The following is a 12332-nucleotide window of genomic DNA, read 5'->3' as shown; positions in this document are numbered from 1 at the left end:
CGCGCGACTGCGCCGGCAGGTGCGCGCCGCCGAGCCCGGCGGGGCCGGCGGGGCGACCGGTGAGATCAGGGGTGCGGCGGACCGACCGTGCCGGTGTGGCCGGCGCGGTCGAGGCGGCGCCGGACGGGGCCTGCCCGTCGGGCATCCGCTCCGGCCGCAGCACGGAGACCATCTGGCCGTCGGCGGTCATGGCGAGCCCCGCCGGCGGGGGCGGCAGCTCGGCCTCCTGCGGGATGGCCCGCAGCACGGACAGCAGGGAGGCGGGCACGTGCGGCTCGTCGGCCGCGCGCAGGGCCGAGCGCACCTGGCGCTGGGCGACCACCTCGGCGGCGCACTCCGCGCAGGAGGCGACGTGGGCGGCGGCCCGCTCGTGCGCGGCGGCGGAGAGCTCGTCGTCGACGAAGGCCACCACCGCGTCCTGCGAGAGATGGTCGACACCCCAGTGCGGGGCGCTCCGTCCGAACCTCCGACGCGCGTCGGCCATGAACCCCTACCTTCCCCCGGCCGCCACCAGCTCGCGACCCTCCGTGTTCCCGGGCGCGGCCTCCAGCGCGCGCCGGCGCTCGATCGCCTGACGCAGCGCCGCCCGGCCGCGGTGGATCCTGCTCCTCACGGTACCCAGCTTCACCCCGAGGGTGGCACCGATCTCCTCGTACGAGAGACCCTCCACGTCGCACAGCACGACCGCGGCGCGGAACTCCGGCGCCAGCTCGTCGAGCGCGGCCTGCAGCGTGGGGTCCAGGTGCGTGGCGGAGAACACGTCCTCCGGCTCCGGACCGCCGCCGGGCAGCCGGTCGGTGTCCTCGGGCAGGCCCTCCATGCGCAGCCGGGCGCGGCGGCGGACCATGTCGAGGAACAGGTTCGTGGTGATGCGGTGCAGCCAGCCCTCGAACGTGCCGGGCCGGTAGTTCGCGAGGGAGCGGAAGACCCGGATGAAGGTCTCCTGCGTGAGGTCCTCGGCGTCGTGCGGGTTGCCCGTGAGCCGGTAGGCGAGCCGGTAGACCCGGTCCGCGTGCTCCCGGACGACCTCGTCCCAGCTCGGAGGGGTCCAGTCGGCCCCCTCGCCGGGCGCCGACGACCCGAGCGACGGCTCGGCGTCGAAACCCACGGTGGCCGGTCGGTCGGTCATGATGGGGAGCGCACCTCCTGCGGCGGGTCGTGCCGTTCGGTCAACGGCGGGCCGGCGGGGATGGTTCCCGGCCCCGGCGCGGGACCGACGACCCCGGTCCCACGACGACCACGGTGCCGGATGCCCGTGACAGGAGCGTGATAACCGTCTGAGAAGAACCTGTGAACCTCCACGCGGGTGATCACCTGCGCTTCCCCGCGAGGGCGGGCCGTTCGCCCAGTATGTTCAACGCCCATGACCGCCACTGCGGCCGATGTGGACGGCTACCTGGCCGAGGACGAGGTGCTCGCGGACGCGCGCGCCCGTGGCGAGGCCGCCGGGGCCGACCCGGTCAGCGCGGGCACCGGCGCGGCCCTCGCCCTGCTCGCCGCGACCACCGCGGCCCGCGCCGTCGTCGAGATCGGCACCGGGTGCGGGGTCTCCGGGCTCTGGCTGCTCCGCGGGATGGCCGCCGAGGGCACGCTGACCTCGATCGACGTCGACCCGGAACTGCAGCGGGCGGCCCGCCGCTCCTTCCTCGCCGCCGGGCACGGGCCCGGCCGGCTGCGCCTGATCAACGGGATGGCGCTGGAGGTCCTCCCCCGGCTCACGGACGGCGGCTACGACCTGGTGCTGGTCGACGTCGCGCGCAGCGGCGGCGGGACCCGGATCGCGTCCGGCGCGGCCGACTACCCGGGCTACCTCGCCGAGGCGATCCGGCTGCTCCGACCGGGCGGCGTCCTCGTGCTCGACGGGGTGCTCGCCGGCGGGAGCCCGGACGGTGCCGCGGGAACCGCGACCGACGACCTCCCGGGCGACGGGCCCACGCCGGCCGCGAGCGCGGAGCCGGGTGCCACGGAGCCGAGCGCCACGGACGGTGCGGCCACCGACGAGATCCCGGACGACGGCGCGACGGCCGGCCCCGCGACCGACGGGAGCGGTGGGGCCGGCGACCCGGTCACGGACGCGGACCCCGCCCACCGTGCCGCGGCGGGCCTGCGCGAGGCGGCGCGGCTGGTGCGCGCGGACGAGCGGCTCGTGCCGGCGCTGCTCCCGCTCGGCGACGGCCTGCTGGTGGCGACCCGGCGCTGAACGTCCGGCACCGGGCGTCCGGCACCGGGCGTCCGGCACCGGGCTTCCGGCACCGAGCCGGCCGGCGCCGGACGGGCGGGGCCGGACGGGCGGGGCCGGGGCGACCGGGGCCGGGCGGCGCCCTACAGGGCGGTGACGCCCTTCCCCAGCACGACGACGCCGCCGGGGCTGACGGTGTACCGCGCCCGGTCCAGGGCGAGGTCGACGCCGATCAGCGCGCCGTCGGGCACCACGACGTTCTTGTCCAGGATCGCCCGGCGCACCACCGCTCCCCGGCCGATGCGTGCGCCCGGCATGATCACCGAGTCGGAGACCTCCGCGCCGGTCTGCACGTTCACCCCGGGGCTGATCGTGGACCGGCGCACGATCGCACCGGAGACGATGGACCCTGCGCCCACGATGGAGTCCTGCGCGATGCCGCCCTCCACGAACTTCGCCGGGGGCAGCGGCGGCGTGGCCGTGCGGATCGGCCAGCGCATGTTGTAGAGGTTGAAGACCGGGTGGATGCTCACCAGGTCGGTGTGCGAGTCGTAGTAGGCGTCGATCGTCCCGACGTCCCGCCAGTAGCCCGCGTCCCGGTCCGTGGCACCGGGGACCACGTTGTCGGCGAAGTCGTAGACGTGCGCGTCCCCGTCCTTGACCATGCGCGGGATGATGTCGCCGCCCATGTCGTGGTCGGAGTCGCCGTCCTCGGCGTCGGCGCGCAGGGCGTCGATCAGGGCGTTCGTGGTGAAGACGTAGTTGCCCATCGAGGCGAAGGTGACCTCGGGGTCGTCCGGCACGTGCGGCGGGTCGGACGGCTTCTCCAGGAAGCCGACGATCTTGCCGCTCTCGTCAGAGTCGATGCAGCCGAAGGCCTTGGCCTCGACCCGCGGCACCCGGATGCCCGCGACGGTGACGCCCGCGCCGGTGGCGATGTGCTGGGCGATCATCTGACCCGGGTCCATGCGGTACACGTGGTCGGCGCCGAAGACCGCGATGTAGTCCGGGTGCTCGTCGTAGACCAGGTTGAGGCTCTGGAAGATCGCGTCGGCGCTGCCGGTGTACCAGCGCCGGCCGAGCCGCTGCTGCGCCGGGACCGTGGTGATGTACTGGCCCAGCACGCTGGACAGCCGCCAGGTGGTGGAGATGTGCCGGTCCAACGAGTGCGACTTGTACTGGGTGAGCACGCAGATCTGGTGGATCCCGGCGTTGACCAGGTTCGACAGGACGAAGTCGATCAGCCGGTAGTTGCCGCCGAACGGCACCGCGGGCTTCGCCCGGTCCGCCGTGAGCGGCCAGAGCCGCTTGCCCTCACCCCCCGCCAGGACGATGCCCAGGACGTTGGCGGGCATGCCGCCCGGAGCCAGCATCCGCGAGGAGGTCGTCACCGCTGTCCCCCGTCCCTCGTCGCACCGCGGCCCCGTACCGGGACCGCCGTCGACGATCCTGCCGGCCGCCCTGTCGGGGCCGGGGCGTCTCGAACCTGAACCCTAGTGCGCCAGGGGTGTACCCGGCCATACGGAGTGGACTCCTCGTGGACTCCCTCCGTGGTGTGCGAGTGCGGATCTACCGATAGCGTGTGGCCGCGTGCGGATCGGTCTGCTCACCCGCGAGTACCCCCCGGACGTCTACGGCGGGGCGGGGGTGCACGTCGCGCATCTGGTGCCGGCGTTGCGCGCGCTCGTCGACGTCGACGTCCACTGCTTCGGCGCTCCGGACGGGCCGCCGCGCGAGGGCGTGCGGGCCTATCCGACGCCCGGTGGGCTGGCCGGGGCGAACGCCGCGCTGCAGACGCTGGGCACCGACCTGACGATGGTGGCGGGCGTCGAGGGCGCGGACATCGCGCACTCGCACACCTGGTACGCCAACATGGCCGGGCACCTGTCCAAGCTCCTGTACGGCATCCCGCACGTGGTCACCGCGCACTCGCTGGAGCCGCGGCGGCCGTGGAAGGCCGAGCAGCTCGGCGGCGGGTACGCCCTGTCCTCCTGGGTCGAGAGGACCGCCTACGAGGCCGCCGACGCCGTCATCGCGGTCAGCGAGGGCATGCGCAGGGACGTCCTGGAGTGCTACCCCGCGCTCGACCCCGCCCGGGTGCACGTGGTGCACAACGGGATCGACACGGAGTTCTACCGGCCGGACCCCGCGCGGGAGGCCCTCGTCGCGAACGGGGTGGACCCGGACCGGCCGAGCGTGGTGTTCGTCGGGCGGATCACCCGGCAGAAGGGCCTCGCGCACCTGATCGCCGCCGCGCACGAGGTCGCCGAGGAGGCGCAGATCGTGCTCTGCGCCGGCGCGCCGGACACTCCCGAGATCGCCGAGGAGACCGAGAAGGCGGTCGGCGAGCTCGCCTCGGCCCGGCCGGGCGTGATCTGGGTGCGGCGGATGCTGGGGACCGCCGAGGTCCGGCAGCTGCTGTCCGCGGCGACGGTCTTCGTGTGCCCGTCGGTCTACGAGCCGCTGGGGATCGTCAACCTCGAGGCGATGGCGTGCGGCACGGCGGTCGTGGCCTCGGACGTCGGCGGCATCCCCGAGGTCGTGGCGGACGGCGACACCGGGCTGCTCGTGCACTACGACGAGAACGCGGTCCCCGCCTTCCGCTCCGGCCTGGCCGCCGCGATCAACGAGCTGGTCCGGGACCCGGAGCGCGCCGCGGCGATGGGGAGCGCCGGGCGTGAGCGGGCGGTGCGGGAGTTCGCCTGGTCCACCGCCGCCGAGCGGACCGTCGCGATCTACCGGGCGCTGTAACCCGCGAGTCGCGAGTTCCCGCAGCGCGAGTCCCGGGCTGCGGGGGCCTCAGCGGGCCGAGCGCTGGCGGGCCCGGTGCGCGGCGACCGCGGACCGGTTGGCGCAGGCCGGGGAGCAGTACCGGCGGGCGGCGTTGCGCGAGGTGTCCGCGAAGACCCGCTCGCACCCGTCCGCGGCGCAGCGGCCGTGCCGGTCGAGTCCGTACTCGGACAGCAGCATCGCGAGCGCGAAGGCCGTGGTGGAGCGCACGCGGTCGAGCACCGCCGCGTCCGGCGGCGAGTAGTGGAGGTGCCAGCCCTGCCCGTCGTGGCGGGTCAGGTGCGGACCGATCCGGACGTCCGAGAGCAGCGTGTTGACCGCGCCGGCTGCGGTGTCGAGGTCCTCCGCGTCGAAGACCGTGCGCAGCCGCCCCGCCCAGCCCCGCAGCGCCGGCTCGATGGACGCGGGCGCCCGTCCGGCGATGTACCCGTGCTCCACCAGCACGCGACGCAGCTGGTCCGGCGCGGGGTCCTCCTCCGCGGTGCCGCGCGCCGGCGCGGTCACGGTGTTCACGAGCGCCACGGCCGCGCCGAGCGCGTCACTGCGGTAACCGATGAAGTCCACTGGCCTATTACACCTGCTACCCTCGACACGTAAGCCGTCAACGTCCGATGCATATTACCGAATCGAGGGGGCCCTCATGCGCTGTGAGCAGTGCGGACAGACCGCCCGCGCCGCCACGACACTGTCGACGCACCACACCTCGGAGGGGTGGGTGCGCTACAGGCGGTGCGCGTGCGGAGCGGTGTCGATCGAGATGCTGACGATCCCGGCCGAGCCGGAGCGCGTGTTCACCGGCGAGCCGGGCGCAGGCGTGGGCGCCTCGGGGGTGCGCGCACGCGACCTGCACGCGGTCCGGGCCTGAGCGGACCCGGACCGCCGCCGGGCGACCCGGTGCGGGCGGGCGGAACTCAGCCCGTCGCGCCCCGCAGGGCCTCGCCGAGGTTCTCGGCCTCCTCGGGCGTCATCTCCACGACGAGGCGGCCGCCGCCCTCGAGCGGCACCCTCATCACGATGCCCCGGCCCTCCTTGGTCACTTCCAGGGGTCCGTCGCCGGTCCGGGGCTTCATCGCCGCCATGTCCTGCTCCCTCCGTCTGTCGTCTCGTGCAGGGCGCCGATGCGCTGGGGAGCGCGCACAGGCGGGATGGTGGCCCTCATTCTTCCCCATCGCCGATCTCGACACGCAACCGAGGCGATCAATCGGGTGGCGTTCACCCAGCGCAACCGCCCTGTCGCGGACCGCGCAGGGCTAGTCCGGGGTGGACGCGGGGCTCTCGGGAGCGCCCGGTCCGGCCGCCCGGAAACAGTCCGCGACGTGGTCGTCGACCAGGCCGGCGGCCTGCATCAGCGCGTAGCACGTGGTGGGTCCGACGAACCGGAACCCGTGCCGCTTCAGCTCCTTCGCCATCGCCCGCGACTCCGGCGTGACGGCCGGGACCTCGGCCAGGGTGGCCGGGCGGACGTGCTCGGCGGGCGCGAAGGACCAGAGCAGCTCGTCGAGCGGGGTGTCCAGCGCGAGCACCGCACGGGCGTTGGCCAGCGTCGCCTCGATCTTGGCGCGGTTGCGCACGATCCCCGCGTCGCCCAGCAGGCGCTCGACGTCGCCGTCGCCGAACGCCGCGACCGCGGCCGGGTCGAAGTCGGCGAACGCCTTCCGGAAGTGCGGCCGCTTGCGCAGGATGACCAGCCAGGACAGTCCGGACTGGAACGCCTCGAGGGTGAGCCGCTCGAACAGGGCCCGCTCCCCGTGCAGCGGGAAGCCCCACTCCTCGTCGTGGTAGGCGACGTAGTCCGGCGCGGAGGTCGCCCAGCCGCAGCGGGTGCGCCCGTCGGGAGCAGGGATCGTCACGGGCGGGACGTTACGCGGCCCCTCCGACAGTTCCGACACCCTCGGCGAGCCGGGCCAGCCGGCGCAGTGACCACCGGAATCCCGCCGCGGTCACGGGCCCGACCAGCGGCCAGCCCAGCGCGCCGAGCCGCCCGAACGGCAGCTCCAGCCCCTCGGTCCAGGTGAACCGGCTGCGGTCCGGGCCCTGCGCGGTCACGACGAACGAGCTGTCCCCGGTCACGACGAGCCCGGTGTGCCGGACGTCGACCCGCCCACCGCCCTCCGCGGCGGGCTCGAACGCGGTGACCGTCATGGTGTCGACGACGCCCACGTCGCCCACCCCGGTCACGGCCACGACGACGGAGCCCGGCGACCGCCCGTCGCCCGACACCACCCGCACCCGGGTGGCGAGGATCCACTCCCGCTGCCGCTCCCAGTCGGTGACCAGGTCCCACAGCGTGGGGGCCGGTGCGGCCACGTCGACGGCGACCACCAGCTCCCGGTGCGCCCTCACCGCTCCCCCTCCGTCCGCGGCCGGGCGGTGGCCTCCAGCTCGCGCACCCGCAGCGCGAGGGCGTCCCGCTCGTCGGTCACCCGGTCGCGCTCGTCGGCGACCCGGTCGAGCTCCTCGGCCAGCCGGTCGAGCACCCAGTCCACCTCGCCCATCCGGTAGCCGCGCAGCGCCTGCGGGAAGCGCAGGTCCCGGACGTCGTCGCCGCGGACGGCCTCGGCGGGCAGCCGGGTGGGCGTGGCGCCGGGGGGCAGGGGGGCCAGCTCCTCGCCGCGGCCGAACACCAGGCTCGCGAGCACGAACACCACCGCCGCCACCACACCGACGACGAGCAGGTAGATGAGCGCGGTCCCCACCCGGGCATCACATCACGGCCGGGGACGGCGCGCGAGCAGACCCGCGGCGACCCGGACCGCGGGTCAGGCGACCTGGTCCGGGGCGGCGACGAGCGTGCGCATGGGCGGGCGCTCGGTGGGGTCGAGCTCCCGGCTGTTGGGCACCCACTCCCCGCCGACCTGCACGAACTGGGTGAGCGCGGCGCCGGTGTCCGGCAGCCCGGAGCGGCGCAGGGCCGTGGCGGTGATCTGCCGCGACATCACGCCGAGGTCCATCAGGTTGCGGTTGCGGTGCTTGCGCACGCCCAGGTTGACCTGCGCGATCGCGTCGAGCCCCAAGGAGGCGACGGTGTCGAGCAGGAGCCCGATCTCCACCCCGTAGCTGGTGGCGAACGGGACGGACTCGAGCAGCTCGCGGGTGCCCGCGTACTCGCCGCCCAGCGGCTGGACGATGCCGGCGAGCTCGGGCCGCAGCGCCGACAGCAGCGGCCGCGCGACCAGCTCGGTCACCCTGCCGCCGCCGTGGTCCAGGGCACCGGCGTCGCTCACCTCCAGCCGCAGCGGGCGCCGGTAGAAGCCCTTCACCAGGTGGACGCCGCCGGCCAGGAGCAGCGGGCCGAGCAGCGACGGCACGAACCCGGGATCGAAGTCGACCAGGTCCGAGTCGATGAAGCAGATGACGTCGCCGTCCGTGGCGGCCAGCGAGCGCCAGAGCACCTCGCCCTTGCCGGGGACCGGGTCGAGGTGGGGCACGACGTCCGTGCGCAGGGCCACCCGCGCGCCGTTCGCCCGGGCGATGGCGATGGTGTCGTCGGTGGACCCGGAGTCCATGACCAGCAGGTCGTCGACCAGGGGGCGGTCGCCCTCGGTGAAGGGCCGGATGCCGGCGACGATGGCACCGATCGTCGCCTCCTCGTCCAACGCGGGGAGCACGACGGAGACCGTGCGGCCGCGCTTCGCGGCGATCAGGTCCTCGACCGTCCAGTCCGGCGTCTGCCAGGTGCGGCGGGCGAACCAGTCCTCGGTGATCGGCATCATGGTTCTCTCCGGGTGCGTCTCGGGCGTGGTCCACGCGCGGGAACGGACGGGCAACGCGATGGAGCGGTGGGGCGCAGCGGCGGGGTGAGCACCGGCTGGGCCCGATTAGGTCGGGCGCCGATTACTGCGGCGGTATCGGACGGTTACGGAGCCGTTAAGAGCATCGGAGTGGTTCCGGGAACGGGGTGGCGTCGACCCTCAAACCATTCTTCCGGGTGATTCGGGTCCCTTCCTGCGCCTGTGGCTACGCGAGTGCCCGCACCGCGCGGGCCGGGGGCCGGGTACCCCGGATCGACGCCACCATGTCGAGCACGCGCCGGGTTTCTCCCACTTCGTGCACCCTGAACACGCGGGCCCCCGCCGCCGCGGCCAGGGCCGTCGCGGCGAGCGTGCCCTCCAGCCGACCGTCCACGTCGGCACCGAGCGTCTCGCCGACGAAGTCCTTGTTCGACAGGGCCATCAGCACCGGCCAGCCGGTCGCGACGAGCGCGTCGCAGTGCCGCAGCAGGGCGAGGCCGTGCCAGGTGTTCTTGCCGAAGTCGTGCGTCGGGTCGACCAGGATCCCCTCGCGGGGCACGCCGAGGGCGACCAGCCGCTCGGCCTGGCGGGTGACCTCGGCGATCACGTCGCCGACGACGTCGGCGTAGCGGACCCGGTGCGGCCGGCGGCGGGGCACCGCTCCCCCGGTGTGCGAGCAGACGATCCCGACGCCGGTCCCCGCCGCCACCTCCGCCAGTGTCGGGTCGGCGCCCTGCCACGTGTCGTTGAGCAGGTCCGCGCCCTCCGCGACGGCCAGCCGGCCGACCTCGCCGCGCCAGGTGTCGACGCTGATCACGACCGCGGGGTGCCGCTCGCGCACCGCGGCCACGAAGGGCACGACGCGGCGGACCTCCTCCTCGACGTCGACGACCGCGCCGGGGCCCGCCTTGACCCCGCCGATGTCCACGATGTCGGCCCCCTCGGCGACGGCGGCGTCCACCCGGGCCAGGGCGGCGTCGTCGGCGAAGGTGGCGCCCCGGTCGTAGAAGGAGTCCGGGGTGCGGTTGACGATCGCCATCACCAGCGCCCGGTCGCCCGCCGGGGTGCGGGTGCCGAAGCGCAGCGGGGGGAGGGACGGCGGGGTGGGCGTGCTCACGCCTGCGATCGTGACACGGGGACGCCGTCGACGGCGGGCACCGGACGGACGGCGGCGGGGCCGCACGCGTCGAGTGCCTCGTCGACCGTCCGTGCGACGACGATCCGCTCCAGCGGCGCCCGGCTCGCGAACCCGGCCCCGACCAGCCCGGAGACCCAGTCGAGCAGGCCGGACCAGTGGCCGTCCGGATCGAGCACCACCACGGGCTTGGCGTGCAGCTCCAGCGCGCCGGCCGACCAGACCTCGAACAGCTCCTCGCAGGTGCCGATGCCGCCGGGCAGGGCGAGGAACGCGTCGGCGTGCGCCTCCATCAGGGCCTTGCGCTCCCGCATGGTCTCGGTGACCAGCAGCTCGTCGGAGTCGTGGTCCGCCCACTCGCGCTCCACCATCGACCGCGGGATGACGCCGACGGTGCGGGCGCCGCCCTCGCGTGCGGCGAGTGCGACGGCGCCCATCATGGAACGGCGGCCGCCGCCGGACACGAGCGTCCAGCCGCGCGCCGCGATCGCGGAGCCGGTCTCGGCGGCCAGGTCCAGGTAGCGCCGCGGGACCCCGTCCGACGAGCCGCAGTAGACGCACACGGCGTGCGGGTCGCGCCCGCCGCGCTCGATCGCCCGCCCGTCGACCGCCATCAGTGCGCCTCCTCCCAGGCCCGGTAGGCCTCGTGCACCACCTTCACGGCGTCGTCGACGTCGTCGGTGAGGTGCAGCAGGGCCAGGTCCTTCTCGCCGATCTTCCCCGACTCCAGCACCGACCCGGCGATCCAGTCGTAGAGGCCCTGCCAGTAGTCCCGGCCGAGCAGCACCACGGGGAACTTGGTGACCTTCTTCGTCTGCACGAGGGTGAGCGCCTCGAACAGCTCGTCGAGCGTGCCGAAGCCGCCGGGGAGGCAGACGAACGCCTGGGAGTACTTCACGAACATCGTCTTGCGGACGAAGAAGTAGCGGAAGTTGATGCCCAGGTCGACCCAGTCGTTCAGGCCCTGTTCGAAGGGCAGCTCGATGCCGAGCCCGACCGACAGCCCGCCGGCCTCCTGGCAGCCCCGGTTCACCGCCTCCATCGCGCCCGGCCCGCCCCCGGTGACGACGGCGTACCCGGCCTCGGCGAGCGCCGTGCCCAGCGCGCGGCCCACGGCGTACTCGTGGTGGTCGCGCGGGGTGCGCGCGGAGCCGAAGACCGTGACGGCCCGGGGCAGCTCGGCCAGCATGCCGAAGCCCTCGACGAACTCCGCCTGGATCCGCATGACCCGCCACGGGTCGGTGTGCACCCAGTCGGTGGGGCCGCGCGAGTCGAGCAGACGCTGGTCGGTGGTCGTCGGTTCGATCTTCTGCTCGCGGCGCAGCACGACCGGGCCGCGCAGCCTCTCGTCCGGACGGGATCCGGACCCGTTGGCGCTCATGAGCGCCAGCGTACGGAGCGGGCGTGAACGGGCGGGGTCAGGTCAGGAAGGTCCGCAGCACGTCCGTGCAGCGGACGATGGTCCCGACGTCGACGTGCTCGTCCCGGGTGTGCGCGAGGTTCGGGTCGCCGGGGCCGTAGTTGACGGCCGGGATCCCGAGGGCGGCGAAGCGGGCGACATCCGTCCAGCCGAACTTGGCCCGGGCCCGCGCGCCGGTGGCGGCGAGGAACTCCTGCGCCGCGGGCTGGGAGAGGCCCGGCAGCGCGCCGGGCGACGAGTCGGTGAGGACGACCTCGAAGCCCGCCAGGACCTCGCGGACGTGCTGTTCGGCCTGCTCGACCGATCGGTCCGGCGCGAACCGGAAGTTGACGGTGACCACGCACTCGTCGGGCACCACGTTGCCCGCGACCCCGCCCGCGATCCGCACCGCCTGCAGGCCCTCGCGGTACTCGCAGCCGTCGATGTCCACCCGGCGCGGGGTGTGGTCGGCGAGCCGGCGCAGGACCTCGCCGGCGTGGTGGATCGCGTTGTCCCCCAACCAGGCGCGGGCGGAGTGGGCCCGCCGCCCGCTCGTGCGGACCTCGACGCGCAGGGTGCCCTGGCAGCCCGCCTCGACCTCCCCGTCCGTGGGCTCGCCGAGGATCGCGAGGTCGGCGGCCAGCCAGTCCGGGTGGTGGCGCTCCAGCCGGCCGAGGCCGTTGCGGACGGCCTCCACCTCCTCGCAGTCGTAGAACACGAGGGTGAGGTCGTGCCGCGGCTCGGTCACGGTGGCGGCGAGGTGCGCGAACACCGCGTCGCCGGCCTTCATGTCGCTGGTCCCGCAGCCGTAGAGCAGGGTGCCCTCGCGGCGGCTCGGCACGTTGTCGGCGATCGGCACGGTGTCGAGGTGCCCGGCCAGCAGGACCCGGCGCTCGCGGCCGAGGTGGGTGCGGGCGAGCACGGCGTCCCCCTCCCGGAGGACCTCGAGGTGCGGCGCCTGGGCCCGCAGGGCCGCCTCGACGGCGTCGGCCAGCGCGCGCTCCTCGCCGGACACGCTGGCCACGTCGACCAGCGCGGCGGTCAGCGCGGCGGGATCCTCGGTCAGGTCCAGGGTGACGGGCGGGGCGCTCACAACCG

Annotated in this window: 15 protein-coding genes; 2 read left to right on the top strand and 13 right to left on the bottom strand. The window is 74.7% G+C overall.

Translation table 11 applies throughout. The features are described from left to right. Positions 1-484, bottom strand: a 484-nt coding sequence (locus ACFQH9_RS12565) for a zf-HC2 domain-containing protein (RefSeq protein WP_379566186.1), incomplete at its 3' end; no start/stop codon positions are given. Between the two features lie 6 nt (positions 485-490). After that, complete coding sequence (sigE, locus tag ACFQH9_RS12560) at positions 491-1129, bottom strand: RNA polymerase sigma factor SigE (protein ID WP_379566185.1); 639 nt, start codon at positions 1127-1129, stop codon at positions 491-493. 234 nt (positions 1130-1363) lie between these two features. On the opposite strand from sigE, the gene ACFQH9_RS12555 reads away from it, so the two are divergent. Further along, complete coding sequence (locus ACFQH9_RS12555) at positions 1364-2200, top strand: O-methyltransferase (protein WP_379566184.1); 837 nt, start codon at positions 1364-1366, stop codon at positions 2198-2200. 122 nt (positions 2201-2322) lie between these two features. Here the strand turns inward: ACFQH9_RS12555 and glgC are convergent, their stop codons facing one another. Then, the gene (gene glgC / locus ACFQH9_RS12550) at positions 2323-3552 is read right to left on the bottom strand and encodes a glucose-1-phosphate adenylyltransferase (protein ID WP_379566191.1); all 1230 of its coding nucleotides are present in this window, start codon (positions 3550-3552) and stop codon (positions 2323-2325) included. 217 nt (positions 3553-3769) lie between these two features. Here glgC and glgA point away from each other — a divergent pair, with 217 nt between their 5' ends. After that, positions 3770-4930, top strand: a complete 1161-nt coding sequence (glgA, locus tag ACFQH9_RS12545; RefSeq protein WP_379566183.1) for a glycogen synthase — start codon at positions 3770-3772, stop codon at positions 4928-4930. Positions 4931-4978: 48 nt separating this feature from the next. Here the strand turns inward: glgA and ACFQH9_RS12540 are convergent, their stop codons facing one another. The 10 genes from ACFQH9_RS12540 to dapE all read right to left on the bottom strand — a co-directional run bounded on the left by ACFQH9_RS12540 (position 4979) and on the right by dapE (position 12327). Beyond that, the gene (locus tag ACFQH9_RS12540) at positions 4979-5533 is read right to left on the bottom strand and encodes a CGNR zinc finger domain-containing protein (protein WP_379566182.1); all 555 of its coding nucleotides are present in this window, start codon (positions 5531-5533) and stop codon (positions 4979-4981) included. 347 nt (positions 5534-5880) lie between these two features. After that, the gene (locus tag ACFQH9_RS12535) at positions 5881-6048 is read right to left on the bottom strand and encodes a DUF3117 domain-containing protein (RefSeq protein WP_081923922.1); all 168 of its coding nucleotides are present in this window, start codon (positions 6046-6048) and stop codon (positions 5881-5883) included. A gap of 171 nt (positions 6049-6219) precedes the next feature. Next, entirely contained in the window at positions 6220-6819 is a 600-nt protein-coding gene (locus tag ACFQH9_RS12530; RefSeq protein WP_379566181.1) for a DNA-3-methyladenine glycosylase I, read from the bottom strand. Between the two features lie 10 nt (positions 6820-6829). Then, entirely contained in the window at positions 6830-7312 is a 483-nt protein-coding gene (locus ACFQH9_RS12525) for an SRPBCC family protein (protein WP_379566180.1), read from the bottom strand. Continuing rightward, positions 7309-7665, bottom strand: a complete 357-nt coding sequence (locus tag ACFQH9_RS12520) for a DivIVA domain-containing protein (RefSeq protein WP_379566179.1) — start codon at positions 7663-7665, stop codon at positions 7309-7311. Before ACFQH9_RS12520 ends, ACFQH9_RS12525 begins: the two co-directional genes overlap by 4 nt. A 63-nt stretch (positions 7666-7728) precedes the next feature. Continuing rightward, on the bottom strand, positions 7729-8682 hold the full coding sequence (locus ACFQH9_RS12515; protein WP_379566178.1) for a glucosyl-3-phosphoglycerate synthase: 954 nt from the start codon (positions 8680-8682) through the stop codon (positions 7729-7731). 244 nt (positions 8683-8926) lie between these two features. Beyond that, positions 8927-9739, bottom strand: a complete 813-nt coding sequence (gene folP, locus ACFQH9_RS12510) for a dihydropteroate synthase (protein WP_379566190.1) — start codon at positions 9737-9739, stop codon at positions 8927-8929. A 74-nt stretch (positions 9740-9813) separates the two neighbouring features. Next, positions 9814-10449 carry an LOG family protein gene (locus tag ACFQH9_RS12505; protein WP_379566177.1) on the bottom strand — a complete coding sequence of 212 codons (636 nt, stop codon included), beginning with the start codon at positions 10447-10449 and terminating at the stop codon, positions 9814-9816. Beyond that, the gene (locus ACFQH9_RS12500) at positions 10449-11216 is read right to left on the bottom strand and encodes an LOG family protein (protein WP_379566176.1); all 768 of its coding nucleotides are present in this window, start codon (positions 11214-11216) and stop codon (positions 10449-10451) included. Before ACFQH9_RS12500 ends, ACFQH9_RS12505 begins: the two co-directional genes overlap by 1 nt. Before the next feature lie 37 nt (positions 11217-11253). After that, positions 11254-12327 (bottom strand): succinyl-diaminopimelate desuccinylase, encoded by a 1074-nt coding sequence (gene dapE, locus ACFQH9_RS12495; RefSeq protein WP_379566175.1) that lies wholly within the window; start codon positions 12325-12327, stop codon positions 11254-11256. Between the last annotated feature and the right edge of the window lie 5 nt (positions 12328-12332).

It is taken from the genome of Pseudonocardia lutea (assembly GCF_042658055.1).
Classification (GTDB): Bacteria; Actinomycetota; Actinomycetes; order Mycobacteriales; family Pseudonocardiaceae; genus Pseudonocardia; species Pseudonocardia lutea.
This window is presented reverse-complemented; position numbering and strand designations above follow the sequence as displayed.

What these genes read in the sequence shown, in the direction of transcription:
- sigE (WP_379566185.1), bottom strand. Translation starts at nt 1,129, where the DNA reads ATGACCGACCGACCGGCCACCGTGGGTTTCGACGCCGAGCCGTCGCTC.
- ACFQH9_RS12555 (WP_379566184.1), top strand. Translation starts at nt 1,364, where the DNA reads ATGACCGCCACTGCGGCCGATGTGGACGGCTACCTGGCCGAGGACGAG.
- glgC (WP_379566191.1), bottom strand. Translation starts at nt 3,552, where the DNA reads ATGCTGGCTCCGGGCGGCATGCCCGCCAACGTCCTGGGCATCGTCCTG.
- ACFQH9_RS12535 (WP_081923922.1), bottom strand. Translation starts at nt 6,048, where the DNA reads ATGGCGGCGATGAAGCCCCGGACCGGCGACGGACCCCTGGAAGTGACC.
- ACFQH9_RS12515 (WP_379566178.1), bottom strand. Translation starts at nt 8,682, where the DNA reads ATGATGCCGATCACCGAGGACTGGTTCGCCCGCCGCACCTGGCAGACG.
- folP (WP_379566190.1), bottom strand. Translation starts at nt 9,739, where the DNA reads ATGGCGATCGTCAACCGCACCCCGGACTCCTTCTACGACCGGGGCGCC.
- ACFQH9_RS12505 (WP_379566177.1), bottom strand. Translation starts at nt 10,449, where the DNA reads ATGGCGGTCGACGGGCGGGCGATCGAGCGCGGCGGGCGCGACCCGCAC.
- ACFQH9_RS12500 (WP_379566176.1), bottom strand. Translation starts at nt 11,216, where the DNA reads ATGAGCGCCAACGGGTCCGGATCCCGTCCGGACGAGAGGCTGCGCGGC.